The sequence below is a fragment of the Bradyrhizobium genosp. L genome (assembly GCF_015624485.1).
Taxonomy (GTDB): domain Bacteria; phylum Pseudomonadota; class Alphaproteobacteria; order Rhizobiales; family Xanthobacteraceae; genus Bradyrhizobium.
On record NZ_CP061378.1, the window covers coordinates 6,312,217 to 6,337,164 of the forward strand.

General features: G+C 59.2%; 29 protein-coding genes and 3 pseudogenes. 17 read left to right on the forward strand and 15 right to left on the reverse strand.

Annotated features, from left to right (window positions below; all coding sequences use genetic code 11):
- Positions 1–101: 101 nt before the first annotated feature.
- The 4 genes from IC762_RS30090 to IC762_RS30110 all read right to left on the reverse strand — a co-directional run bounded on the left by IC762_RS30090 (position 102) and on the right by IC762_RS30110 (position 2,658).
- Positions 102–521, reverse strand: coding sequence for a hypothetical protein (locus IC762_RS30090; RefSeq protein WP_246801318.1), 420 nt, complete (start codon positions 519–521; stop codon positions 102–104).
- Between the two features lie 353 nt (positions 522–874).
- Entirely contained in the window at positions 875–1,096 is a 222-nt protein-coding gene (locus IC762_RS30100) for a DUF6894 family protein (RefSeq protein WP_195785754.1), read from the reverse strand.
- A 115-nt stretch (positions 1,097–1,211) separates the two neighbouring features.
- Positions 1,212–1,871, reverse strand: a complete 660-nt coding sequence (locus IC762_RS30105) for a hypothetical protein (protein WP_195785755.1) — start codon at positions 1,869–1,871, stop codon at positions 1,212–1,214.
- Positions 1,872–2,004: 133 nt separating this feature from the next.
- The gene (locus tag IC762_RS30110; protein ID WP_195785756.1) at positions 2,005–2,658 is read right to left on the reverse strand and encodes a hypothetical protein; all 654 of its coding nucleotides are present in this window, start codon (positions 2,656–2,658) and stop codon (positions 2,005–2,007) included.
- Positions 2,659–2,824: 166 nt separating this feature from the next.
- On the opposite strand from IC762_RS30110, the gene IC762_RS30115 reads away from it, so the two are divergent.
- Complete coding sequence (locus IC762_RS30115; RefSeq protein ID WP_195785757.1) at positions 2,825–2,995, forward strand: hypothetical protein; 171 nt, start codon at positions 2,825–2,827, stop codon at positions 2,993–2,995.
- A 163-nt stretch (positions 2,996–3,158) separates the two neighbouring features.
- Here the strand turns inward: IC762_RS30115 and IC762_RS30120 are convergent, their stop codons facing one another.
- Positions 3,159–3,320 carry a DUF2934 domain-containing protein gene (locus IC762_RS30120; protein ID WP_195785758.1) on the reverse strand — a complete coding sequence of 54 codons (162 nt, stop codon included), beginning with the start codon at positions 3,318–3,320 and terminating at the stop codon, positions 3,159–3,161.
- A 214-nt stretch (positions 3,321–3,534) separates the two neighbouring features.
- Here IC762_RS30120 and IC762_RS30125 point away from each other — a divergent pair, with 214 nt between their 5' ends.
- The 3 genes from IC762_RS30125 to IC762_RS35735 all read left to right on the forward strand — a co-directional run bounded on the left by IC762_RS30125 (position 3,535) and on the right by IC762_RS35735 (position 6,812).
- Positions 3,535–3,732 (forward strand): hypothetical protein, encoded by a 198-nt coding sequence (locus IC762_RS30125; protein WP_195785759.1) that lies wholly within the window; start codon positions 3,535–3,537, stop codon positions 3,730–3,732.
- A gap of 1,993 nt (positions 3,733–5,725) precedes the next feature.
- The gene (locus IC762_RS30130) at positions 5,726–5,920 is read left to right on the forward strand and encodes a hypothetical protein (protein WP_195785760.1); all 195 of its coding nucleotides are present in this window, start codon (positions 5,726–5,728) and stop codon (positions 5,918–5,920) included.
- 727 nt (positions 5,921–6,647) lie between these two features.
- Positions 6,648–6,812 (forward strand): hypothetical protein, encoded by a 165-nt coding sequence (locus IC762_RS35735; protein WP_349629736.1) that lies wholly within the window; start codon positions 6,648–6,650, stop codon positions 6,810–6,812.
- A gap of 682 nt (positions 6,813–7,494) precedes the next feature.
- Here the strand turns inward: IC762_RS35735 and IC762_RS30140 are convergent.
- Positions 7,495–8,355, reverse strand: a complete 861-nt coding sequence (locus IC762_RS30140) for an SDR family oxidoreductase (protein ID WP_195785761.1) — start codon at positions 8,353–8,355, stop codon at positions 7,495–7,497.
- Positions 8,356–8,586: 231 nt separating this feature from the next.
- On the opposite strand from IC762_RS30140, the gene IC762_RS30145 reads away from it, so the two are divergent.
- The gene (locus IC762_RS30145; RefSeq protein ID WP_195785762.1) at positions 8,587–9,102 is read left to right on the forward strand and encodes a ferritin-like domain-containing protein; all 516 of its coding nucleotides are present in this window, start codon (positions 8,587–8,589) and stop codon (positions 9,100–9,102) included.
- On the opposite strand, the pseudogene IC762_RS35475 reads toward IC762_RS30145, so the two are convergent.
- From IC762_RS35475 to IC762_RS30160, 4 genes and pseudogenes are all read right to left on the reverse strand, one after another.
- A pseudogene (locus IC762_RS35475) lies at positions 9,074–9,597 on the reverse strand (DUF3147 family protein). The gene IC762_RS30145 and the pseudogene IC762_RS35475 sit on opposite strands and share 29 nt — an antisense overlap.
- The gene (locus tag IC762_RS30150; protein ID WP_195785763.1) at positions 9,594–9,941 is read right to left on the reverse strand and encodes a DUF3147 family protein; all 348 of its coding nucleotides are present in this window, start codon (positions 9,939–9,941) and stop codon (positions 9,594–9,596) included. Before IC762_RS30150 ends, IC762_RS35475 begins: the two are co-directional and overlap by 4 nt.
- On the reverse strand, positions 9,938–10,543 hold the full coding sequence (locus IC762_RS30155; RefSeq protein ID WP_195785764.1) for a cupin domain-containing protein: 606 nt from the start codon (positions 10,541–10,543) through the stop codon (positions 9,938–9,940). The genes IC762_RS30150 and IC762_RS30155 overlap by 4 nt, the downstream gene beginning before the upstream one ends.
- Positions 10,530–10,976 carry a phosphatase PAP2 family protein gene (locus IC762_RS30160; protein WP_433995858.1) on the reverse strand — a complete coding sequence of 149 codons (447 nt, stop codon included), beginning with the start codon at positions 10,974–10,976 and terminating at the stop codon, positions 10,530–10,532. Before IC762_RS30160 ends, IC762_RS30155 begins: the two co-directional genes overlap by 14 nt.
- 357 nt (positions 10,977–11,333) lie before the next feature.
- On the opposite strand from IC762_RS30160, the gene IC762_RS30165 reads away from it, so the two are divergent.
- Positions 11,334–11,558, forward strand: a complete 225-nt coding sequence (locus IC762_RS30165) for a hypothetical protein (protein WP_195785766.1) — start codon at positions 11,334–11,336, stop codon at positions 11,556–11,558.
- A gap of 26 nt (positions 11,559–11,584) precedes the next feature.
- Complete coding sequence (locus IC762_RS30170; RefSeq protein ID WP_195785767.1) at positions 11,585–12,130, forward strand: MOSC domain-containing protein; 546 nt, start codon at positions 11,585–11,587, stop codon at positions 12,128–12,130.
- A 14-nt stretch (positions 12,131–12,144) separates the two neighbouring features.
- Here IC762_RS30170 and ligD read toward each other — a convergent pair.
- The 3 genes and pseudogenes from ligD to IC762_RS30185 all read right to left on the reverse strand — a co-directional run bounded on the left by ligD (position 12,145) and on the right by IC762_RS30185 (position 14,500).
- Positions 12,145–13,091, reverse strand: a pseudogene (gene ligD / locus IC762_RS30175) (non-homologous end-joining DNA ligase).
- A 272-nt stretch (positions 13,092–13,363) separates the two neighbouring features.
- Positions 13,364–13,657, reverse strand: a complete 294-nt coding sequence (locus IC762_RS35480; protein WP_246801320.1) for a hypothetical protein — start codon at positions 13,655–13,657, stop codon at positions 13,364–13,366.
- 390 nt (positions 13,658–14,047) lie between these two features.
- Positions 14,048–14,500 (reverse strand): hypothetical protein, encoded by a 453-nt coding sequence (locus IC762_RS30185; RefSeq protein WP_195785768.1) that lies wholly within the window; start codon positions 14,498–14,500, stop codon positions 14,048–14,050.
- Positions 14,501–14,992: 492 nt separating this feature from the next.
- On the opposite strand from IC762_RS30185, the gene IC762_RS30190 reads away from it, so the two are divergent.
- Entirely contained in the window at positions 14,993–15,151 is a 159-nt protein-coding gene (locus IC762_RS30190; RefSeq protein WP_195785769.1) for a hypothetical protein, read from the forward strand.
- Positions 15,152–15,163: 12 nt separating this feature from the next.
- Here IC762_RS30190 and IC762_RS30195 read toward each other — a convergent pair whose 3' ends face one another.
- A complete protein-coding gene (locus IC762_RS30195) occupies positions 15,164–15,385 on the reverse strand; it encodes a hypothetical protein (protein WP_195785770.1) in 222 nt (73 codons plus the stop codon).
- Positions 15,386–15,462: 77 nt separating this feature from the next.
- A complete protein-coding gene (locus IC762_RS30200; RefSeq protein WP_195785771.1) occupies positions 15,463–15,654 on the reverse strand; it encodes a hypothetical protein in 192 nt (63 codons plus the stop codon).
- Between the two features lie 808 nt (positions 15,655–16,462).
- Between IC762_RS30200 and IC762_RS30205 the strand changes: the two are divergent.
- The 9 genes and pseudogenes from IC762_RS30205 to IC762_RS30245 all read left to right on the forward strand — a co-directional run.
- Positions 16,463–17,025, forward strand: a pseudogene (locus IC762_RS30205) (hypothetical protein); the annotation flags it as partial.
- 17 nt (positions 17,026–17,042) lie between these two features.
- Positions 17,043–17,261, forward strand: coding sequence for a hypothetical protein (locus IC762_RS30210; protein WP_195785772.1), 219 nt, complete (start codon positions 17,043–17,045; stop codon positions 17,259–17,261).
- A 149-nt stretch (positions 17,262–17,410) separates the two neighbouring features.
- Positions 17,411–17,500, forward strand: a complete 90-nt coding sequence (locus tag IC762_RS30215; protein WP_433995859.1) for an AAA family ATPase — start codon at positions 17,411–17,413, stop codon at positions 17,498–17,500.
- A gap of 789 nt (positions 17,501–18,289) precedes the next feature.
- Positions 18,290–18,961, forward strand: a complete 672-nt coding sequence (locus IC762_RS30220) for a helix-turn-helix transcriptional regulator (RefSeq protein ID WP_195785773.1) — start codon at positions 18,290–18,292, stop codon at positions 18,959–18,961.
- A gap of 168 nt (positions 18,962–19,129) precedes the next feature.
- On the forward strand, positions 19,130–19,420 hold the full coding sequence (locus IC762_RS30225) for a circadian clock KaiB family protein (protein WP_210338399.1): 291 nt from the start codon (positions 19,130–19,132) through the stop codon (positions 19,418–19,420).
- Positions 19,417–20,898 carry a circadian clock protein KaiC gene (kaiC, locus tag IC762_RS30230; protein ID WP_195785775.1) on the forward strand — a complete coding sequence of 494 codons (1,482 nt, stop codon included), beginning with the start codon at positions 19,417–19,419 and terminating at the stop codon, positions 20,896–20,898. Before IC762_RS30225 ends, kaiC begins: the two co-directional genes overlap by 4 nt.
- Before the next feature lie 28 nt (positions 20,899–20,926).
- On the forward strand, positions 20,927–22,831 hold the full coding sequence (locus IC762_RS30235; protein WP_195785776.1) for a response regulator: 1,905 nt from the start codon (positions 20,927–20,929) through the stop codon (positions 22,829–22,831).
- Between the two features lie 65 nt (positions 22,832–22,896).
- A complete protein-coding gene (locus IC762_RS30240) occupies positions 22,897–23,421 on the forward strand; it encodes a hypothetical protein (protein WP_195785777.1) in 525 nt (174 codons plus the stop codon).
- Positions 23,422–23,732: 311 nt separating this feature from the next.
- Positions 23,733–24,944, forward strand: coding sequence for a sensor histidine kinase (locus tag IC762_RS30245; RefSeq protein WP_195785778.1), 1,212 nt, complete (start codon positions 23,733–23,735; stop codon positions 24,942–24,944).
- Positions 24,945–24,948 lie beyond the last annotated feature (4 nt).

Genomic DNA, 24,948 nt, shown 5'->3' on the forward strand with positions numbered 1-24,948 from the left:
CCCGGGACGCGCTGCGAGTGCCAGCGATCCGATGACGTCGACGCCGGCCTTGAAGAGCCGGACGTGAGCGGGGTGCTCGATGAGACCCCGCCCAACCAGCACTAACGTCGCGCTGACTTTTCCCGGCGGTTATACGGCGAGCGGTTGATGGGCTTCAAAGAGATGCCTTCACGCTGCGCCTTGCCGGAGATCGAGGCCGGCGGCCGCTCCATCTTGAGGCTGATGACGCCAGTCGGCGTGTTCGCCTTGGCCAATCCGCGAAGCTGCTTCACCTCCTTGTCCGTCCACGGCTGACGGGAATGCCTTTTGTATTTCGGGTTGGCTTTGCGCGGCCCTTCTGCCGATCGGCGAGCCGGGCCGTTTCCATGCTGCTTGTGCCATGTAGTCCTCCTTATGATCTTGAACAAGCGAATCACGGTCTTTGTTCCGGAACGGGAGATCACGCCGAGAGTTACGCTGGCATGGGAGACGTCCGTCAAAGCATCCAGCACACCCTGTCGGTCGACGAGCGACTGGCGCAATGGGCGCGGGAAGCAAGAGAGCAGGCGCGGCCGCTCCCCGATAGTATGCTGCGGGACGCGCTCCTCGAGAAGGCGCGCCGGTACGAGACGCAGATATCCATGCACGTCAGTGTGATCTCGGGCGAGGCCGAGGCCCGGCGAGCCGGAAGGGCAGAATGATTTACCCGAGGCTCAGCACGTAGAAGTACATCGCGACGATGATCGCGATGCTGAGCAGGATGATGACGATAAAAAATCGACCCATAGGCATCAAGGGGTAAGGCGACGTGGCGTTCCTTTCAGGAGGAGCCAGCGGCATGCGGCACTTTAGCTCATCCCGCTATTTGGTCCGGCTGCTGCCGGTCTCATTGCTCTCAGGCGCTGGCCGAGGCCAGCGGAATCTGAAACAGCTCGGCGTCACTTTCGTCCCGCACTGAGATGAAGTTGCCTTCTCTAACCATTTCCGGTTTCTCGGTCCCGATGCGATGCGCGATAAAGTCAGCATGCGACTTCGCCTCGTCCGCATCTTGCAGATCCTGGCCAAGAACGTCATGCGCGGCAATGTCGCCCGCGAGGTGAAAGAAATACCTGGGCATGCACGGCAACCACGCCGGCCCACACTCGTTCCTGAGAGCGAAAATATTGGGGCGTGATGGCTGGGGGTCGGCTGCCACTTCAATTCATCCCGGCGAGGGCTATGGCAGGCACCGTTTACGCCGGGAGGAGAGATGCGCGACGACATCGAGCGAGTGGCCCAGCGCTACATCTAGGTCGGCACATTTCCAGCTGCTTGGTGATCGGATTGGCGCGGAAGGTGTACCAGTGCGCCGCATCACAGGGTTCGCTACCAGTATTGTCAAGCGCGAGCGTGCCGCTCACGCGCACCGCGCCGGATGAGACGTCGGCCACCGCGTTGATGCTGCCGCTGACGACACGGTCGGTCGTTGCGCCACTGCCCGTGATGCTGACACCGTTGACCACCAGGTTGGTGGCGCTGATGGTGCCGGAGACTTCGAGGGCATTGGTGGGCGAGACATAGTTGATGCCTACGACTCCCGCGCCGCCTGGCCCATTACCGGAAATACGCATTCTTTCGACACCGGCGGTAGAAAATGCAATCGGGTAAGCACCGTTGCTCGGCGCCGAAAGCATGACGCTATTCGGGTCGGTAGGGTAGCTGCTGCCGTTGAGTTGAAGAATGGCATAGGTGCTCGAAGTATTCGCCAGAATTAAGCGTGAGCGTACACTACTGCCCGTGTTGGTACTGGTCAGGCGAATATAGTTGGTACCATTGTTGGGGGCGACAATATCCAGAGTCGTGCTCGGTGTATTAGTTCCGATACCTATATTACCGGAGCTATCAATCATCATCCGGTTGTCGATGCTATTGGTGCGGACGGACAGGGTATTGTCGCCAGCAGCACTGTTGATATCAGCGCCCGTGGCGCTGACGTAAAGCCGGTAGCCAGAGCGTAGCTGCTGCTGCGCACGACGCCGTTGACGTCTAGTTTGTAAGCGGGGGTGCTGGTGCCGATGCCGACGTAACCGCTGCTGACAATGCGCATGGCTTCGGTGCCGGAGGTGATAAAGGATAAATACTGATTGCCTGCATCCCCAAAAATTTCGTTATTGGCGCCATTCCAGCGAATACTCCCCGAGCATTATTTACATAGAAGCCGTTCCCGGCATAAGTGGCGTCGTTCACAAAGATATTCCCACTCGCAAAGAGATTCGTGCCGCTTATGGTGCCGGCGCTGCTCACACCGATCGTCACGAGGCCCCGCGACGGATCGAACCAGCCGGCGTTGGTGCCAGCCCGGGTAAGGCTGATATAGCCGGTGCCGCTGATGGCCAGCATGGAAGTGGTGCCGCTGGTGATGCGGTCGGTGCCGGCGGCGCCGACATTGGTGAGGCCCGATCCATCGCCGATCAACTTCGCGGCTGACAGATTGCCGCTGACACTCACGTCACCCGCCGTGGTCAAGCTCGGCGCCCAGGTCGGACATCCAATATCGCCCGGCCGCGAATGGTCACCGATGCAGAGCCGATTGGTGTTGTTGCCCAGTGTCGACGAAATCGTCGCCATGTTGCCCCAGTCCTGCGCCACGGCGGCGCCGGCCATCAAGGCCAACGGCGCAGCGAGCAACACAGAGCGCATGTCGCATTATAAGGGTCAACCCGCTGAACTGTATCGTCGGCTGTACGGTTTTACGTCAGGTGTGTGGCTGGTTCCTTCTACAAGCTCGCACCGTGCCCGACCGAGGCCGAGCCGAGGAGCAATATCGCTGCTTCTTACTTTCTCAGTGAATTATCGGAGGAATGACATGGCACGGGCAGCGTGGAAGCGGCCGGGCAAGCCGGTGAACCGCTCGCCCTATAACCGAAGAGCGGCGAAAGAAGTCGAAGAGGCGTTAGTGGGTCGGCTTTTCATTGCGATGGTGATTTCGAGCGTCGGCATTTTGCTGGCAATCTACCTTCACGTCGTCATGCTGTAGAACCTTGATGACGTCGGGTTCATCAATTCCATCGACCGCGCCCTGACATTCACACGGCATCCCTGCCCCGCACTGACAGCCCGATGGCCACCTGTCTAGGAAAGGCGCGGATGGTTCTCGCACACCCATCCCAGACCGTAGCAGATCGGACAGTTGGGGTTGATCACAGCGTGTCCGGTGTCCGCAACGGTGAGCCCTTATCCTCGTTCAGCAGCTCCTGCTCGGCTAACTGCCAGAACTCCTCGTCTCGTCCTTCCGGCTTGCCGGCCTTCTCCCAAAGCTGATAAGCACGCGCCGCCACGGCCTCATCAATTCGTTTATTCATTGGTCTTCTCCCAACCCGTAAACGGATATGAACTTCCTCCGTTCCTGCTGCTTGGTGAGGCCCTTGAACGAGCTTGCCCTGAGCAAACCTTCCGAGATGATGCCACTCCACTGCAGCGGCACGCACGCTAGGTTGGGCACGCTTAACCATACGCAAATTCAAAACTAACTTATGTAAACGATCACCAGTATAATCGGGATTATATGGTAATCCCATGCTTGACGACGAATTTAACCGACAACGCTCGATCTTGATCCGTAACCTGGCCGATAAAGCCGACGACCCCTTCATCAAGCGGCGTCTGCTCGACCTCATCTCGCGCTACGAACAGCGACCGGTCAAAGCCAAGCCATTGTCGGTGGTGCCACTGGGCTGGCCCGACTCCTCGCCTCCGGATGGCGAGGCAGGCTAACTCCTCCATAGCGGTCAAAGTCATTCACGTTGAGGCCGTCGGTCGTTGCCAGCTCAACGCGCCGCCGAGCGGTTGCTCCAGTTCCAACCCGACTTTAGAGCATCGCACGCGCACTATCTCTTTCCAGTACGGTCCTTGGCCGTCCGCGACATCATCCAGGCAGCGCTCCAGGACGCCGGCATCCCCGACTAGTTGATCGGTTATTGCAGGTCCGGGTTTGGCCCATCGCTTCACTCCGTGCGATGCAGCGGCATGTCCGGAGTTCTGGGTAGACCGGAAGTGACTGGCAGAGGCCAAACCGACGCGATTAGCCCCCAATGGACATCGCCGTTTGCTATCGAGTTTTTCCTACATAGTACGTGGATCGGCGGCGCGAGGAGACCTTTGAAGTGGACCCCGTATCGGAGCTCCTTATTCCCTTCTACCGGTCTTGTCGGGACTGGAACAGGAGTTGGGAGAAGAGACTATCCTGATGTGACCCACGGATGTGACCCAAGGAGCCGCAGAGAGCGCGGCGTCAACAAGCTACGCAATGTCCAAGCCCTATCGTCCACGCCCAGCACCTTCGCTGGCGTCGTGCGGAGGGCTTCTTGAGCGCGGTACAGGTTAGTGGCAGACAGGGCAATAGCAGCAACGTGGTTGTCCAGCTTTTTTGAGAAGCCGTTTCGTCACCCGGGTGAAGCGGCCCGACGAATCTGCGCAGGGACAGGTCTGCCGCTCGAGATAGCTGTTTGAAACATACTGATCCGGTTCGCCGCTCATAGCCAATTCAAACCAGGAGTTATGTAGCGCTTTTCGATTCAGGCCTGCTCTGTGTACACCCTGGTAGGGTGTCAGCGGCTTGATTTTCTGTGACGAGCAGTCAACGACCCCTCTGATCTTCTTCGCTCGTCCCCGAACCCGGGCTGCCGATGGGCACGCCGTTCGTCGAGTGCCCAACGCCAGCGTTTCTATCGGCTTGAGCTGCGGCTGGGCTCGTTGCGTTCGCTGTCGGTCGTTGGACGTTCGGATTGTTTTGGCTATTGTTGGTGTTCGCGTTGGCCCCCGTGGTGCTGCCTTGCGTCCCCATGCCAGACGGAGCGGATGGTCCGGAGTTCGCACTGCTCGGCGCGGTCCCTGTACCCGCGCCTGCGCTGGCAGCGGATCCAGCGGACGCCCCACCCGAACCACCGCTCGCCCCTTGCGCTAAAGTGGGTGAGGAAAGTGCGACGCACGCAACTGCCGCAAGCAAAGTTTTGCAAATCATTGAAAATCTCCATTTCGATCGAAAAGCGTGGCTATGACAGTTTGTTCCTTGCCCGCGATCACCGCCCGTAAGGCGGCAAGACGTCGAGGTGTTGGCCGGCGAGTTTTCGGGCGCGCCGGCCGGACGTCGCTACACTCGGTGGCGTCGGTGATGCCTGTGGTGGCGGGAGGATTTCATGCGCATGCCGCCCTTGTCCGAAGGGTCATTGGCAGTCGCTCCCGGATTGGCAAACGATGGGCTGCTGGCCGCGCCCTGGCCGCTCTTAGCAGCCGGCGAATTGCCTTGGCCGCCGCCGCCACCGCCGCCTCCACCCCCGCCTCCCTGGGCGGCTGCTGCTGCGATCGACCCAAAAACAAATGCTGTAGCTAACAGGACTTTTGCTGCTCTCATGTAGGTTTCCTCCGATTTCAGCCCCAATGGCAAACCGGCGGAAATTCCACACGTTCCAAACATGAGACCTCGGTGGTCCGCCAACCATAGCGCTGTTCCTTCCAGCGCGAGAAAGAGCGGGAGCCGGTGACCGATCAATGGTGCAAGTGCTCTTCGCGTTGATGAAAGAATTGAAGGCCAGAGTCGCCCGTTGGCTCCGAAGGTTTTCCACACCCACGAAACGCGGTAGCTCGCCGCTGTTCCGATCCACCAGCTATCGATAAGTTGCACTGGGATTATTTTCCTACTGCAGTGGGGAATGACCAAAGCAGAGAACCGAGCGGCAGCGCGCGCATACCAGCAACAGAAACAGCGTGATTGGACGCAGCCATTCGTACCGACCGCATCAAGGAGGATCTGCTCCAGCTGGAGCGGCTGCGGACCTACATCGTCCGCCAACGGAGGGTTCTTGTGCCGAGCGACGCGTTGCTCTTAGCGATCGACGACTATGTGGAGCAGCTGACCGGAGATCGCACCGCGCTCCATATGAAGGGGCACAGCATCGGGTCGTGACCGTATTTTGACGGTGTGGGACGGATCTGCATTGCTTGTGTCAGTCGCCGCACTAGCCTTCTGGAATCGCCGACTGTAGGGCAACACGCTGATGCCGAGCACCTATTGGACAGACGGGGAAGATATTGGGCTTTTGGCCCTGTGCGCTGCCCGATTTCACCTGCGTGAAGTCGCCGACGCGCTCGGCCGATCCGAGGCAGCAATCTCTCTTCGTTCGGCAATGCTCGTCAATCGGCTCTTCAGCGCGCCCGACGATGAAGAAGGCCTCGGCGACCTTGGGGGGCCGGAGTGCCGAGGCCTTCTTCCTGCCGCCGGGGGACGGGCCCCGCGGGGCCCCACTGCAAGCCGGCAGAGCTCGGAAGGTTCCGAATCTCCGGCGTAGATTCGCAAAGACGGCCCCGCACGACTTTCCGGCCATGCCAATGCGGAGAGGACCCTCGAGATCCCACCAGAAAGCCCGAGGCTGCGCGCGCCGCCTTCGAGGAGAGGCCTGGCAGGTTCTTTTGTGCGAACTGGTAGAGGCCAATTTTCAGGAATGGCGCGACCAACGCGACTGGACCAAGCGCAAATACGCCATGTGGGCCCGAGGCGAAAAGCTGCCTTCTCAACAACCATCGTCGATAATGGGCTGTCCTTGCGGCGCGCGCTTCGATAGCCACGTGCTGGCCGAGAATCTGATTCTTCTGCCATACATCTATGCGGCACGGCAGCGTGACGGAATTTGCCGATGAAGATGATCGAACCGCGACCCTACGCCATACCGGAGATCGCGGCGCGCCGGCTGGTGGAGCACGCACGCGCCTTCGAGCCGGTGTTCGACGGGCCGAATCTACATCGAGAAGATCAACGGACCGTTCCTGTACGGCGACAAGGCAACGCCGGCGGAATATAGCGCCGGGCTCAAATACGTGATCGCGCAGGGCTGGCTGGAACTCCACGAAAGCGGGACCTTCATGAAGATGCTTCAGCCCGGCAAGGACCTGTTCGCCTGACGGTCGGTCGGAGAACCGGGGATGCGGGCGGCAACCTCAAGCCGGGCCGAGAATGGCGTATGGAAGTGACGGACGAATTTCGAAACGTTCTTTTCACCCTGCATATCAATGCGGACACCGCGGCTTGAGCGCGCTCGCGCCCATGACCGTAACTCCACGGGGTTGCGCACCTAAAGGTTCGAATTCCGTCCCGGCCTCATCTGCACCTCCGGCCTCGCCCGGCGCTCCATTCATTAATTTCGAGCCGGTCGTTCCCTGCGTCTCACACCGGCGTACCAGTCGGCATATGGAGTGTTCTTTTCCATGTGTCGATTGAAGTCCGGTGCCCCATCGTCCCACCATACGGGCCCACGTTCCCCCAGCGCCTGCTTTGTGGTGTCGACAGTGCGATGGGCACTTGCTTCCGCGGCAGGGTCGCCGCTCGCTTTTGCGTCCTTGACAGCTCGTCGTGCACGCATCAGGTCTTCAACGAGTCTGGACTTCGTCTCTTGGTCCAGGTGGGGGTTTGACATCCGCCACAACCTTCCCCGCACGACAAAGTATCTGCCATCCGGCGTCACCGGATGTTTGAGGCAAGCCATGTCAGATGAATGGCTTGCCGCCAGTCACCGCGATCGTCGTCCCCGACGTGTAGCTCGAGAGCGGGTCTGCCAGCATCACGTAGGCCGTGGCAAGTTCGGCCGGCTGACCGGCCCGCTTCATCGGGACTTGTTTGCCGAAGTTCTTGACGGCGTCCTCGGGCATGGTCGAAGGGATCAAAGGCGTCCAGATCGGCCCTGGAGCGACCGCATTCGCGCGAATGCCCTTCTCAGCCAGCATCTGAGCCAGACCGCCGGTGAAATTCTGGATGGCGCCTTTGGTCGTGGCATAAGCCAGCAGCATCGGATTCGGCATGTCTGAATTCACGGATGCCGTATTGATGATCGCACTGCCCGGCTTCATGTGCGGGACCGCCGCCTTCGCGAGGAAGAACATCGCATGGATGTTCACCTTGAACGTCTTCTCCCATTCCTCGTCGCTGATGTCGCCGATGTCCTTGAAGGTTGCCTGGTGAGCCGCGTTGTTCACCAGAAGGTCGATCCCGCCGAGATCCTTGACGGTACGCTCGACCAAGGCCCGGCAGTGTTCGGGGCTCTGGATGTCGCCCGCGACAACAACCGCCTTACGGCCTTCCTTCTCAACAAGCGCCTGGACCTCCTTGGCGTCGTCATGTTCGTCCAGATAGGCGATCAAGAGATCGGCGCCCTCCCTGGCGAAGGCAATCGCAACGGCGCGCCCAATGCCGCTGTCGCCTCCCGTGATGAGAGCCTTGAGGCCCTTCAGCCGGCCCGATCCCTTGTAACTGTCCTCGCCGTGATCGGGGCGCGGATCCATCTTCCCGGTCAAGCCCGGCATCGGTTGACGTTGCGTGGGAAATGGAGGCTTCGGGTAATCGATTGGCATGTCGCTGTCCTTGGGATTTTGACATGTAAATCCCGAAAAGCATTCGAGGTTCCAGAATGGGGCTGTCTGGGAGCCGACCGGCCGCTCCGTCGACGCACCGCGTCACCGGCTCTCGGATCGCCGGCTTGACCACCTAATAAACTTGCTCGCCATCGACCGGCGTCATCATCGCAGGAACAGCAGGATGATTTTGGCGTTCCTTGTTCCTCATTTTGAAAGGAGACGTGGAATATGGGCTTTTTCACCAAGGACATCAAAACAATGGAAGACCTGCTGATCCATGGTCTGCAGGATATCTATTACGCCGAGCAGCAAATTCTGAAATCGCTTCCGAAGATGATCGAGAAGGCGACCAACCGCGACCTCGTCACGAGCCTCAAAGGCCACCTCGAGGAGACCAACAAGCAGGTCGAGCGGCTTCAGAAGGTGTTCGAAAAGCTCGGCAAAGAGCCCAGCGGGACGCAATGCCCAGCGATCGACGGCATCATCAAGGAGGCCGACGAGACCGCGGGCGAGATCGAAGACAAGTCCGTCCTGGACGCTGCTATCGTCGCGAACGCGCAGGCTGTCGAGCACTATGAAATGTGCCGCTACGGAACGCTGATCGCGTGGGCTGAAGAGCTGGGACACGACGACATCGTCCGCTTCCTCACAACCAACCTGAACGAGGAGAAGGCGGCCAACACCAAGCTCAACACGGTCGCGCTGCGCAAGGGCGTCAATGCAAAGGCGTCGACCGCCGTGTAACCATCGGTCGGGGTGAGAGCGGCTTCGCGAGACCGCGAGGCCGCTCGTCTGCCGAAGCCTTACGCCGCGTGGCTGACCGCATTCCGCGCCGCAGGTACCAGGCAACGATAGACACGACGAGCCAGGCGATAGAGGCTGCTCCGAAGGCGACCACCGTATTTCGGGTCACGACCAAAGAAAAAACGGCCGCGAATGCCAGCAGTCCAACGGCGCCGAGAGCGGCGCCTGAGGCGTCCAGAGCGGCCGCCTTGCGCCCTCTCTTGTCGCCGTCGAGGCCGACTTCGCGCTTCCGACGAATTTCGTGTTTCTCGATGAGTGTCGCACTGGCACAGAATATGGCGGGAAGGGCAAGGAAAAGTCCGCCAGTCGAGGCGCCAAAATAGCTTCCAATGAGCCCTGTCGCGACGGTCGCCGCACCGCCCAGCGCAAATCGGATCAGATACTCATACCAGCGACCTCCCGCAACGATGACGGCGAAATGCTGATCGGGGTCACGCCTGGCCTCCCACGAACGTCAGCAAGCTGAACGCCACTGCCAACCAGACGATAAGCGAGAGCACTGTCGCCGGCATCGCGCTCAACTTCGCGCGTACCAGAAGCTGGCAGACGACGACACTGTACACAGCAAGCGCGATCGCACCAGCGATCATGGCACGGCTTTGCGCGGCTGCATAAGCCGGACCGTGTTGATAAACGACGATGCCAAGGGTGGCGAGCGCAACCGATGGCGCGGCTCCGAACAGCCCCGCAAAGCTTTTTGGGCGCAGGAGATCCCCCAAAACAGCAAAGGCGGACACGACTACGCCGCCGATGAGGAAGCGGAGAAGATACTCACTCATTTCGCCTTTTTCCAAAGCGTCGAGAGCGCGCCACCGCTGCCATCCAGCGGATCCTTCGGCGGCAACGGGACCTTAGGAATTGTTTTCAGGTCACGGGGGCGGTCTTCGACGCTCGTGCATTCGTCGTACGTACCGGCCTTCGGATAGGCGCCGACGACCAGGAAGTCGTCATGGGCAGAGAGGCACTGGTGTCCTGTGCCGGCCGGCAGGATGGCGACGTCACCCGCCTTCAGGGTGAGAATGCGCCCTTTCTTGCCTCCGAAACGAACACGGCCCCTGCCACGCGCGATGCCCAACACTTCGTGAATTCGCGAGTGATAGTGCACGTAATCGTAGATGCCGTCCCGCCACGTATCCCCCCAGCCATTGGCCTCGAACAAGTCTTCAAACACTGCTGCGGGGTCGTGGTGTCGATCGAGGATTACCGCGCCGCGATAGATGATCAGAGGCCATTTCGGATGGTTCGGCACCAGACCATCGTCTTCGAACCGGATGGTCCGCGGTTTTCGTTGTCGTGCGAATTCGGGTGCCTTGTTCTTACCGGGCCGTCGTAGCCCTGTTGCGCGCTCGATGGACTCCTTCATGCTTTCAAGTATCGGCATCGTCGCTCTCGTTCCGTGTCGAGTAGCCAGTCCATAAGCGAAGGGAGCGCTCCAGGACCGCTCCGAGGGCAAAGCCCGCAATGACACCGCTGGCCCAGTGCGCGAGGACCACGATCCTGGTCAGGGAGAGCCCAACGGCTACAGTCCGGACTAAGCGGCGGGGACCCGACGGCAAGGTGCCGGCAGCGGATGCCAGCGCCCCCATGTGCAAAGCGTGGCCGGAAGGGAAAGCGTCTTCTTGCTTGCCAGAGAACGGGACGCCATGAATGTGTCCGAGCACCGTTAAGCGATCGGGACGGGTCTGGTCGAACAGCAACTTCAATCCATGAGGCAGCAACGAAGCCGCAACCGTCACGAGGAGGGCATGGTCGCCCCCCTGCCGAAGCGGTTCGCTCGCCCTGCGAGAGGCTAACCAGCCCACGGCCGCAAGCATGAGAAGCACCTTTTCATCGGCCCCCCAAGTCAGAGCCTCCGCGAGCTCCTCGGGGGCCGACTCGGTGTGGCGCGCGATCCCGCGTGCGATGGTAACGTCCGACCCTGTGGGTCTGACGGCACGGGAAAAATATGGCTCCTGCCAACAGAAGTGCTTCGAACCGGCATCGGCGAAGGGGCCCGGAAATGAGGTACTCCTTTTCAACGCACCAATCCGGCCGAGGTTCACAAATCTGTCACAAACTTCCGCGGGGTGGGTGCGAGAGAGCCTGGCAGCCAGGATTGTGAAACTGCCTCTCGCGTCCGTTTCTGAACATTTCGCCGGCTCGTGGATTGGGCATCGATTGGAGGCGCGCCAATGTCGAACTTTATGGCCCTTGTCGTTGAAGACAACACCTTGCAGCGCGAGGCACTCGCCGAACTTCTGAGAGACCAAGATGTGGAGGTCGTCGAATGCACCACGGCGGAGGCCGCCGAGCTAGTCGTGGCTAACAGCGGGACGGAGCTCCTTGCGCTTGTGACCGACAATTCGCTTGCCGGCAAAATGACCGGCGTCGAGCTTGCCGAATATACCCTGCAGTGACAGGATCCAGGAAGGTTTAAGGGCCGATGCGATTGGCAGGTACCGTTGTTGCGGTGTCATCAAGCCCGACGCACGGCTTCTCCAAAGCGGCCAAAGATCGGATCGTCCTCGTCGCGGGCTCAGGGGTTGAAGGCGACGCCCATGCTGGGTCGTACGTCCGGCACCGCTACCACGCGAGAAGGTCGCCTCGGCTTCCCAATCTGCGTCAGGTTCACCTCATCGCCTCCGAATTGCTCGAAGAACTGAGGGCTATAGAATACGACGTCCATCCGGGAAACCTCGGAGAAAACGTGATGACAGCGGGGATCAACCTCACGCGCCTGCCTTCGGGAACACTGATCCGGTTGGGAGAAACCGCCATCGTCGAGTTGACCGGCCTCCGGACGCCTTGTGTCTTGATCGACCGCTTTCGGAAGGGATTGAAGAAAGAGATGATATCGGATCGCGCTGGAGAACCGAAATTCCACTGCGGCGTGTTGGGCGTGGTCAGGAACGGCGGGAGCGTCGCGGCCGGCGATAAGGCAACGGTGGAGTTGCCGACACTGCCATGGTCGCTCCTGCCTGCACTGTAAGGGCGCCCGGTGACCTAGCTTCGGCTCTTTTCCCGCTCGCGGACAACGTCCTCCGCCTTTTTGTCCTCGCGAAGCCCGAGATAGGCGGGATGCCGTATCTCTCCCGACGACGTCCACTCCGTGAACTTCACTCCAGCCACCAGTTTCGGCTTGACCCAGGTCGTTACGGCCTCGTCCTTTACCTTGGCCGGGAACGGAGATTTTGCAGTCTTCAGCTTTATGAGTTTGCCGTGAAGCTGTTCAAGAACCTCGTGGCTGAAGCCCGTACCGACGTGCCCGATATACCGCCAGGCCCTGCCCTCTCGCAGTGCAAGCGTCAGCGCGCCAAAGAACGGCCGCGTCCGCCTGGGCGCCGTGAATCCGACAATCACAACCTCCTGTCGTTTCGAGGTCTTGATCTTCAGCCAGTTGTCGGTCCGGCGGCCCGAGAGGTAGAGGCTGTCGGCCCGCTTGGCCATGATCCCCTCCAGGCCCGCCTTCTCGGCTTCACGGAAGAACTTCGTTCCTGTGGTTTTTCGATGCCGGCTGAAAGCGATCAGTCGGTGACGTGGCAAGATCGCCTTGAGCCGCGCCTTCCGCTCGAGCAGCGGCAGCTATCGCAAATCCTCGCCCTCATGAAACATCAGATCGAAAGCGCAGTATTGCAGCTTGGCCTGGTGCCGCAGTGCGTTCCGCAGCAGCTGGAAGTGCGAAATGCCGTCCTTGTCGAGCGCGACAAGCTCTCCGTCGATGACCGCGTCGCCCTTACGTCTTCGAGCGCTTTCGCGACGTCGACATAGCTGTGGCTGATGATCTTGCCGTTGCGGCTGTAGAGAGTGACCTTGCCACCTTCGATCGTCGCGACCATGCGGAAGCCGTCGTATTTGTCCTCGAACACCCACCCCGCATTGTCGAACGGCCCGTCGATCAACGTAGCGAGCATCGGCTTAAGGCATTTCGGCAAGGTCGAGGTCCGCGGCATGGTCAGACGTTCCGTTCGAGCAGGTTGCGGAAGGTGATCGAATAGCGAAGGCTGTCGACGCAGGCAATGCTGTGTTCCCACTCGCTGCGCGACGGACCGTGAAGCAGATGGACGGAGCGCGGATCGGCGGTGAGAGTTTTTGCGCTCCCAGGCCTTGCCTGTCTTGCGGCGCAGCCTGAACACGCAGCCCGAAAGAAGCGAGATCCCAACGACGTTGCCGACGACGGCCCTGTCCCTGTGCCAGCCGATGCCCGCTCTCGGTGTATATTCGGTCACGAGAGCCTGTTCGAACTCCCCTTGGGGATCGCCGCGAAGGTCTCAGTTCGTGCCCGAATGTTCGAAAGGAAGTCCGGAATGGTGTTCATGTTGCTCAGGCCGCCACCATTGAAATCATAACGCCAGCCGAACGATGCGACGCGCCGCTTTCCGGTGAAGTCTTGTTTCAACTCCTTAAACGGAAGAACCTCGAGACTACGCTGCAAGGCCTGCTCTTCACCCGAGCTGAGAAAGTCCGGCTGAAACCGCAAACCTTTCGGCGGCAGGTCTTCTCTAAACAGGTCGAGCATAGGATTAACCACGCTGATGCCTCATTGCCCGCGCCGTCACTGAACCTCGCCTCTAACTGCGGCATGACAGCCGGGTTCACAAGTCGCCGAATCCGCTTCTCCATCAGCATGGGTGAAGCCACGCCGAGCATATCAATCTTTGAAAGGAACTCTCCCGCCGCACGCTCGTTTGCCGCAACACCGTGGGGATAGGAACGAAACCGACCCTCGCGGTTGATTCCCATCTTGGCAGGGCCGCTGAGGGGAATCGATAGCATGGCTAACAAGAGAAGACGCTTTAAACAAACTCGAAACAAACTCGATCTCTAGAAGAGCGCTTGGCGGACGAAGCAGTACGCTTGCGCGCGACAGCAAAGGAACTGCCCCTAGGGGGTGACAGAGAAGCGCTATTCAAGAAGGCGCGCCAAGCCGAAACGGCCGCTCGTATGAGCGAATGGCTTCGATCGCCGGACCGGCACGACGTGACCGAATAGCAAATCTCATGCCTAGTTGGTTGTTATGGGAGAGTCCTACGGCAACAGATTCACCGTCGTTGAACTGACGACTGACGATACGAAAACCCAGATTTGGGTTGCGCTCGCCAAGCCAACCCCGGCGCTGACGCTCGTTCTTGCCGCCGCTCCTGAGGGCTGCACCGCTCAAGTATTGGATATTACGCTGACGGCCGAGCAGCAGCTGAAGTTCGAAGAGCTTAACCTCAAACCCGGGGATGTTCACAGGTTGGACGGTCGAGCAATGCCTGCCGGATGAACCGCCGCCGTCATGATCGTCTTCCATCTCGCGACGGATGGTCACAGATACAGCTGACAACAGGCACCAAAATTTGCAGATCAATTGTGGCAACCTCGAAACTTGTTGCCACCTGAAGAAACGCTCTCGTTGATCACATACGAGCTGATGGCGGGATTCTTTTTAGAGCGGCGTCGGGCTGGCGAAGGGACGTCGATAGCCGGCTCCAGCGGTTGCCTTCCAGACTGTTCCCGTTTTTCCAACGAGCTTGTGTGGAGTTCACCGATACAGGACATGGAGCCCGCGAGTAGATGGCCGACCGAGCTAGACGTCGATTCCGTAGGCCATCAACGCCCAAATCGCGAAGCATAGAATGCAAGGGGGCGAAGGGAATTCGGCCCACGAATGCGCAGGTTATGGTCATAGCGACAGCGACTACGCAACTGACCAAAATACACCCCGTTCTCGAGTTCTCACTCGGAACTTGGATTGTGGTCACTGATGGCGGCGGCCGGGAGCTTGCGCAGGATATTCTAGATCGATGAAGGAACCGGTTAAAGCAGTATTAGTTGGCGTCTATTCCCTTGAGCCCGCTGGAGGTGCGCTATGGCGAAGACTTCCGATCACGGCATCACCATTGATGAAAAAGGGCAGGAACAGCCGAAGGATAAAGACCGCGCGCAGAAGGCGACCAAGACCGAGCCCGGCCACATGCCGCCGCGGCTTACTCGGAAGGAAGAAGAGCCCAAGAAAGACGAGAGCTAAAGGTGGCTCATCCTACCTCAGTCCCATCCGGGCCACCGCCTTTTCGGCGATCTCGCGGGAATCGTTAGTGCCAGTTGTGCCGATGGCAATAACATCGCGAGCCACCATTTTACAAAGCGGGTCGTCACGATCGAGCACGCCCAACAAGCCTAGGGCGTGGTCAAACGCTTTATCGAGAAGCTCAATTTCCTCGGGTGAGTACTTGCTACTCTTCAGCAGCTGACTAATTGGCATTGGGTTGCCTTTAGCAGTTCGCCCGTATGTTGGCGCTGAGTTCCGATTGTAAAAACTTAGGTCGCCAGGGGGTCCCGTCAGACTTCATCTATTCCAGCCGCTGTTAAAATCGGCCTTTCGCCCTGAATCCAAACGTAGCCCATGCGCATCAGCGTCTCGAGATCGGCCGGATCGACGGGGCTTAGCGTGAAGCGAGCCGCTCGGATGTCCCGCAACACCCAGCGGAGCCGAATTGCCTCATCGAGGGTAACCTTTTTCAATTCGTTCATTGGTTGGATCGCCTAGAGGGTGGAGGGTTGGACGCTCAGAAGGGCGGCTTGCTCTTCATGGAGATGGCGCTCTATGAATTGCCGCTCTATTTCCGATAATCGGGTCTGGAGAAGACGGCGATAGCGAGAAACATTATTCGTGTGCGAACGCAGGCGAGCCAATTGTTCGTCAATCATCATCGTTACCCTGACGGTCTAAATAGTCCTTCGATAAGGGCGAGCCCGGTCGGGAAATAGGGAAACATTTTGCGTCGTCAAGATGCAGGTCGATCGCTGGTGGCGGCTGCGCATCTGTCAGGCGGAGTGCGACCGGGCGAGCCCAAAACTACAATCCAGCAGGACCAAGCCGGAGTTTAGCGATGGCCAAGGCCCTCGCCATGTCAGGAACGGCGAGTCAAGCTCACGCGTGCGACGCAGGGCTTGAGCTTGAGGCGGCCGACCTGCTGAGGCCAAAGCCAAAGTGAAAAAGGAGTATGGCCCGCAGCGCAGCGAGGACCATTCTCCGGCCCTGAGCGGCGGACACGCCAAAGCGAACCACGGTCTTCCAAAAGGAGAGCCTGGCAGTTCGCCAAGAGTTTGAGCGCGGCGGCGAAGCGTTGACGGAATTCCGCCTATTCACGGAAGCCAATCGTCTGGTCAATTACGAGCTGGGTTTCGGCCAGCGTTTCGACTGCCCGGATGAACTGGTCCTTGCTCCGGTTCGGCCTGCGGCTTCGGTTCGCGAAGCACGATCTTCCCCGATACCGCCACGCCCGGCGCTACCACAGTGTTGTAGCCCTCGCCATCCTCATCGGGCCACGCTGCGCCGATTCGGGTCGAAGAGAGCTTGAAATTTCGAGCGGGCCAGGCTGACAAAGGCGACCGCCTGGCGATGCAGTCGAGCTGGTGCAAGGGTGGCCGGGCGCGCGAGATCCCGGTCGCGCATCCCGTCAGCGGGCGCTGCTCGACAAATTGCGCGAGGCCTGCGGCGATGGCTCGCTGATTCCGCAAGGCCAGCGCTACATCCATTACCGCAAGGAAGTCGAGCACATGACCTGGGGCGCCGGCATCCGCAATATGCACGGGCATCGGCACCGGTACGCCCAATGGCGCTATGAATCACTGACCGGCCACCCCTGCCCTGCGGCCGGTGGCTCCACCTATGAACGCATGAGCCGGGCCGAGAAAGCGGCCGACTTCCGCACCCGGATGCAGATATCCAACGAGCTTGGACACCGCCGCCTCGGTGTAACTGACACCTACCTTGGCGGCCGCTTCGCAAAGGCGCAGAATCGCACGCATGACCATGAAGGCGCCCGTAAAGAAGCTGTTGCCCGAGTTGCAGCAGGAATCACTGCAGGCCCCGCGAGGCGCGGGCCACGATCGAGCTAAATCCGCAGAACATCCGCATGATGATTTTCGACGCTGCAGAACAGGGCCATACGTCACGACGGGTGGGAATGCCGAGTAATCTTGATGAGCGTTGTACAGGTGCGGCATCGGTGCTGGAGAAGTGGTGCAAGAATGAGGGACTTTCGCTGATCCGGGAGAAGCGAACCGTTGACTCGGAGGACGGTCGACGCATTGAAGTGTCTGAGCCGGAAATTTCCTGGCAGCCAAAAGCGTAGGTGCCACTCCTCGGAAGGCGCAAAATCGTGTTGCCGTAAAATCGTGAATGCAATTTTGCGGCGAACGTGCCACAGGGCTAGCGTACTTAGGCCGGGTCACGTCAAGATCGTGCAATCGTATTTGTGATGAATCGTAAAGACGTGACGTAATGATTATTGGCGTGCTCAACCAGAAGGGTGAGGTCGGTAAGACCACCATCGCCATCAACTTGGCGGCGGCCTATGCCAAGGCCGGGTAGCGCGTGCTGTTCGTCGAAGGGTGTAGCCGCGGCTCGCGCGCGACCATGATTTCGTCACGCAACGAGCAGCGCCATCTCACATGGCCGGTCTTTTTATCGGCGGCGTGATAATCCTCAGGGCGTCGTCTGGCAATCGCTTCGCCTCATCTCAAGGCCCACACATCCGCTCGTCCCCTCTCCGGGGTCGTCAGGATCACCGGCACGGCCTTGGGGTGGATGAGCTCAACGATGACGTTCGGCGTGGTAGTCAGAAAGCCGTAAGGACGAGAGGCTCGGGGATTGGTGTGACGTCTGTGATCGCCGGCAAAGCGGCGGGGCGCTCAGGCAAATGAACTCCAGCCGCATAGCCTGAGCCTGCTGGCGCAGCTGTAACGCTGCGAGCCGCCGCGCAACGGCCAAGCCATCGTCACAACCACCCTGCACGATGTCGCACGCGAATTCCATTCGGATCGGGGCCCACGGCGGCTCCAAGGACTGCCCCTTCTTCTAGTCCACAATCTAATACGCAGGGCGCGGACGGACTGGAGGCTGCGGTAGATCAAGCCATCGGGGGCGTGGCCGCGACATGCCGTCGCCAATCCGAAGAGCGAATCGGTGAACGCTCTTTCTGACGCCTGTCCACCGTTTGCTCGACGACAGTGGCACGGCGAGCGATCCCTTCTCCGTGCCTTTAAGCCGAAATAGTTCAGATCTACTAGGGAGTTAGTAGGCCGGAACCAGTTTAGCCTCGCAACGTTATCTCCGCACAATTCAATTCTTGCTTGTCATTAAGCAACACAGGGGGCCTTCATGGACCAGGTGACGAAGGATTCTGCGCGAGATGATGAAGAGTTGAAGCCAATCGCTTCTGCCCTCGGGGATGGTGCCATTCTCGTAGATGCGACAGGACAAATCGTCTGGATCGACGACAACTTGCGTCGTCGGCTTAACGGTGGCCTCCACCAGCTTAAGTTGCCGATTCGCAGGTCTGAGCGCCCGGCGTCGGATTGCTTTATTACGACCGCCGACGTCTGGATTGATAACGAGCTACGCCCGGTATGCGTTATTCAACAGTCCAAGGATCAAAAGGAGTCGTGGCAGTTCATCTCCGCGATTGAGGCCATCATGGCCGACAGCTCCTGGCTCACCCGGATGATCGTCGAGAGATTCAGCGCACTGCGCCAAGGCACGCGGTCGCCCCCGCGATCGTCCGACATTGATATCTTGACAGGTCGGGAACGCGAAGTGCTGTGGCTTATTTGCGAAGGGCGAAGCGATTCCGAGATGAGCCAGACGCTCCATCTTTCCCAAAACACGGTTCGAAATCATATTGCGTCCCTGTACCGCAAAATTGGCGTAAACCGCCGTAGTGCGGCTGTCATCTGGGCGCGCGAGCGTGCGGTTACGAGTGACGACGCGTCGAGCCCGCGACGGTCATCCAGACGCTCGGGCCAAATGCCCCGAGGCGATGGCCTCTACTAGTAGGGTTGGTATTTCTCTCTCTCTTGTCTGAAACCGGCGCACCGTGTTTCCTAAGACGACTCATGGGGCACTCGGATGCGCCGCCATGGTTCGCACGCGGGGTGCGAGGTCAGCTGCGGCTTCGTCGGCGATGCCCGATGTTTTCAGCGCCAAGAAGGCGATTGCGACGTGACCAACCTCTTGCTTCGACTCTACATCGCCGGACCGTCAGCGACCTCTCGTCGGGCAGAGCAAAATCTGCGCCGCCTGCAAGACGTCGCGCAGGCGCACATCGGACTGGAAGTCGAAATAATCGACGTAATCAAGAATCCCGAGCTGGCCGAACAAGCTGCGATTATCGCTACGCCGACACTCGCGTTTGAACACCCTGTTCGCCCGCGACGGATAGTCGGTGATCTCAGCGACGTGGAGAGGGTTCTTGATTTTCTCGGTATCGACTCTGAAGGAAAGAAAACATGATCACAGAGGATGTCGACGTTGCCGCCGTGCTGGATCGGGTGCAGACCGGCGTTCAGGCCTTCGATGAACTGGTCATGGGTGGGTTGCCTCGCGCCCGAACCACCGTGGTCGGCGGCACACCCGGAAGCGGCAAGACAGTCTTCGCCACGCAATTTCTCGCTCACGGAATTACGACTTTCGGTGAGAATGGCGTACTTGTAACGTTCGAGGAGCCACCGGCGGATATTGAAGCCAACATGCTGGGATTTGGCTGGGAACTGGCGAAATGGCGTAAGGACGGCCGCTTGGGGTTTGTGGACGCCAGCCCACCAGCAAGCGATGAACTGATTATCGGCGATTTCGATCTAGTAGGCTTGCTCTCGCGTATTCAGCACGCAGTCAAGACGGTCAATGCGAAGCGCGTCGTTCTCGATTCGCTTACTCAACTTTTTGACCACTTTATCGGCGACCCGAAGATCCTGCGCCGCGAGCTATTTCATATTAGCAGCGCCCTCAAAAAGAGCGGCCTCACCGTGCTTATGACGGCGGAACGCAACAGTGAATATGGAGAGATCACGCGACATCGCTTGGAAGAATTCGTCGCCGATAACGTCGTCATCCTGCGCAACGTGCTTCATCGCGAAAAGCGTCGCCGTACCATCGAAGTCCTCAAGATGCGCGGCAGCCACCACGCCGAAGGTGAAGCACCCTTTACCCTGCTGGCGAACCAAGGCGTCGTCGCGGTGCCGCTTTCCTCGCTTCGGCTAGAACAGCAATCAAGCACGGTGCGCGTCACAAGTGGCAATTCTGAAATCGACCAAATGTGCGGAGGTGGTTTCTTTCGCGACAGCGTAACGCTCGTGAGCGGCGCTACCGGCACCGGCAAAACCCTGCTCGTCACCAACTTTCTCGCCGGCGGCGTAGCGGCCGGAGAGAAAGCCATCCTGTTTGGATATGAGGAAAGCAAAGGCCAGCTCTTCCGCAACGCGAACGGCTGGGGCGCCGATTTCGCTCAGATGGAAGCCGCGGGAAAGCTAAAAATCGTCTGTCTCTATCCCGAAGCGCAAGGTCTGCCGGATCATCTGCTTACGATCCAGAGCCTGGTCGACGAATTCCAGCCGAACCGGATCGCAGTGGACAGCCTGTCGGCACTAGAGCGGATCGCCCCGGACACCGGGTTCCGCGAATTTCTGATCAGCCTTACCTCCTTTATCAAGAAGCGGGAAATTGCCGGGCTTTGTACCGCCACCAGCAAATCCCTTATCGGTGGCGAAAGCGTCAGCGAGCAACACATCTCGACGTTGACCGATTCCATTATCTTGCTGCGCTACATCCAGGAGCAGAACACCATGAATCGAGGGCTTATGGTGCTGAAGATGCGTGGCAGCGAGCATGCCAAGGAAATTCGGAAGTTCACAATCGACAGCGGCGGTATGCACTTTGGCGATTCCTTCAAAACCGCGCCAAACGTGTTCACCGGTGATGATATTGCACAATAAGCGGTGAACACGCGGCAAGGTCGATACCATGAATAGCGCGGATGCCAAGTCTCACAGCGGCATCGATCAAGCCGAGATCAGATTCCTCGTCGAGAAGAATGCCGATGGGATTATTGTCATCGACGAGGGCGGGACTGTCTTATTTGCCAACCCCGCGGCCGAAGAGATTTTCGGACGGCAGGCCGAGCTTTTGGTCGGGCGTCCGATCGGAATACCGTTTATCGCAGGAGACACAGCCGAAATAGCTATTCACAAGCCGGACGGCGATCAAATTGACGCTGAAATTCGTATTGTCGAAACGACCTGGGACCGTCAGCCTGCCCGCCTTGCAAGCCTTCGAGATGTCTCGGCCCGCAAGGCAGCCGAGGAACGTCTGAGGCACACGGCAAAAATGGAGGCGGTCGGACTGCTGACGGCGGGGATAGCACACGACTTCAACAATCTCCTCACGGTCGTCCTCGGCAATCTAGAAAGCGCTCAACGCCGATTTGCAATCACCGATCCCGCTTTGTTGCGTGCACTAGAAAATGCTACCCGCGGCGCACGGCAAGCCGCGAAGCTCACCGAGAAATTGCTGGCGTTTGCACGGCGGAAGCCCCTTGAACCCCAAGTGCTTGATGTCAACGTACTTGTTTCCGGGATGTCCGATCTACTTCAGCGCACGCTGGGCGAGCAGATAGTGGTGCGGACCAGATTGATCAAAGACCCTTGGAGCGTTGAAATTGATCCCACGGAACTCGAAGCGGCGGTTATAAACCTTGCCGTCAACGCGCGGGATGCAATGCCATCGGGCGGGCAACTTGTGATCGAGACGGACAATGCCGAGATTGCGGCCGTCTCCGCAATGACCGATATCGACGTTGTTGCTGGATCTTATGTTCTCATCACGGTTACAGACACGGGAACGGGCATGACACCCGATGTGCTTCAGCAGGTCTTTGAGCCGTTTTTCACGACAAAGACCGATGGACGTGGAACAGGTTTGGGGCTGAGCCAGGTCTACGGGTTCGTCAAACAGAGCGGTGGCCACGTGAGGCTCTACAGCGAACCCGGCATCGGTACCTCGGCCAAACTTTATCTACCCAAGGTCCTGGCTGCGGCTGCTCCCACATGGGCCCCCGTCGCGGAGCCCATAGCGGCTGCCGGTGCGCCGCATGGCAAACAAGGCGAGATGGTCCTCGTCGTTGAAGACGAGGCGGACGTTCGACGCTATACGGTTGATAGCCTGCGGGAGCTGGGTTATCGGGTTTTCGAAGCGATCGACGGCGCGTCCGCGCTGGATATCCTGGCGCGTGAGAACGATATTTGCCTGTTGTTTACCGACCTTGGACTGCCGGGCGGTATGGATGGACGGGTCCTGGCGGAACGCGCTCGGGCAATCCGCGCCTCCATTCAAGTATTAATGACGACCGCCTATGCCGCCGGCGCTTTGGTTCACGAGGGCAGGCTCGATGCCGAGATCGAATTACTCAATAAGCCCTTCTCATATTCCGAGCTCGCAACGCGAATTCGGGGATTGCTGGATCGTCAGAAGGAGCAGCGAGAAATTCGTATTCTGGTGGTTGAGGATGAGTTCCTGCTGCAAATGTTTGTCGCAGACACTCTCGCTGACGCCGGATGCGTTTCAATCGAAGCCGCCAGCGCCTCAGAGGGGTGGGTGAAATTTCGCGCTGAGCAGCACGGCCTTTCCGGCGCTATTATCGATCTCGGATTACCCGATCGGCGTGGCGATGAATTGATCGCAGATATTCGCGTGGTCCAGCCTGATTTGCCCATTGTCCTTGCGACCGGCTACGCCGACGCGAGCGTTCGTGCTCGGTTTGCACAGGATGATCGATTGGCGGTTCTGTCAAAGCCATTTAATCCCGAGGAACTCTTGGCCGCGCTTCAAAGATTTGGCATTCGGTTAGGGTCAAAACAACGAGGTTGCTAGAAAGCCTTTTACCGTCGCTTCGACGAACGGCGAAGATCGAGTACTCCTAAATGGAGGGTAAGCCCATGCGAACGCTGCTAGCACTTTCACTCCTGGTAGTTTCTATCTGTCCAACTTCGTCGTCCGTCGCGCAATCCCAGAACAGCCAGACCGTGACCGTCGGCTTTTGGGAAATTGCGACGAGCTACAAGGCCGACAAGTTCGATTCTTGCGTCATGAATCGTTCAGTAGGCGGCCTCGGCATCAGCTTTACGCGGACTCAAGACGGGCTTCTGCTTTTTCTAGATTCTCCGAAATGGAAGCTCGATCGGGGTAAAGCCTACCCCGTCCGCCTGGTTGCGGGTTCGCAGTCCGTTGAAGCCAAAGCCCTCGCTGAAACGAGGGGTGTGACGGTCGCGCTTGCCGATCGTCCGTTTAACGCAAAGCTTCGATCAGCTAACGTTCTTGATGTTCGCGGAGACGGCGCTACGCTGCGTATCCCGCTGGATGGTAGTTCCGCGGCGTTTGAGCGCCTCGAAGCTTGTTTCGAGAAAAATAGCCGAGAGGGTGCAGAGACCAATCCGTTCGTGGCACCCGACCGGAAGCCTTAAACAATCGGCGCGAAGTGCGAGCCGTCGTTGTCGTGCCGTTCTTCTATTCGGCCACAACGGCCGGCCCGCTATGCAAGAGCCTAACCCGAAGACACGGCGTAAGCCGCCTGGGGCGTCCGGCGCTTGACAATTTTGCTTCTGGATTGGGGTTTGCGGGTCTCCCACGATTCGAGGTTGTTTTTCTAGCGCTAACGAACCCTGGCAGCGGCTTGCAACGCTCCCAACCGGATTTCTATATCCGCCAAACCGGGGCATGCTAGGGTGCCAGGCGCTCGACCTCGTTCGAGATCGGCAATAAGGACTGGCAAATCATGCCAATCTCACCGGGAAAGGAGTCGGTATCGTCGCCAGCGGCATCGACCGCGAGGTCGAGAGAGGAGCTTCCGTACCGTTTGCGGCAGCAGTCCCTGCTGGGCGAATTCGGACGTTCGGCCCTGCAGACCCGCGACATCACGCAGATCCTCCAGCGTGCCACCGAACTGTGCGCGCAAGGTCTCGATGCTCCGTTTGCGAAGGTACTGGAATATATGCCAGGCGAGAAGCGGCTGCTGGTGCGTGCAGGCGTCGGGTGGGCACCGGAAACGATTGGCAACGTCTCTCTTGGGATCGATATGGAATCGCCAGCGGGGTACGCGTTCCATACCGGGCAAATCGTCATCTCGAACCACCTTCAGGAAGAAACCCGGTTCCGAACGCCGAGATTATTGGCGGACCATGGCGTCAAACGGGCTATTAACGTCCTAATCGCGCGCGGCGGAGAAGGCCATCTGCCATTTGGCGTACTCGAAGTGGACAGTCCTGACGCGGGCCAGTTCGACCTTGCCGATGCGGATTTCCTTGCGGGTTTCGCCGGATTGCTCGGTATCGCTATCGAGCGGCAACACGCGGACGCCCAGCTTCGCGATTCCCTCGAACACCAGGCCATGCTGACGCGCGAGATGAGCCATCGCGTCAAGAACAGCCTGGCATCCGTCGTCGGGCTGTTGCGCGTGCAAGGCCGCAGCGCGCAGTCTAAGGATGTTCAGGACGCGCTCAAGGACGCTGCATCGCGCATCACGACGATAGCGCAGGTGCATGACCATCTATGGCGAAGCAACCAGATCGGCTTTGTTGATATCGCCGACTTCGCCGGCGAGCTCTGCCACAAGCTGCAGGAAACCTCGCCAGGGCCCACCGTAAGCTGCAAGTTCGGCCATCTGATGATGTCAGCTGACAAGGCGATACCGCTCGGACTCCTTATCAACGAGCTTGTGACCAACGCTGCCAAGCATGCCTACCCTGCGGGTTCGGGCGAGATCCGCGTCTCCGGGGAACACCGCGGCCAAGACCTTCATGTCGAGATATCCGATCAAGGCATTGGACTCCCGAAAGATTTCGACCTCGATCAGCCTCGCGCGAGCCTTGGCTTCAAGGTCATCAAGAGCCTCGTCGGCCAGTTGGACGCGCGCATCATTGTGTCCGCGACCGAACCAAAGGGCGCTACAATTAAACTCGACGTGCCACTAGACACCCCTCCCTCATAACGAG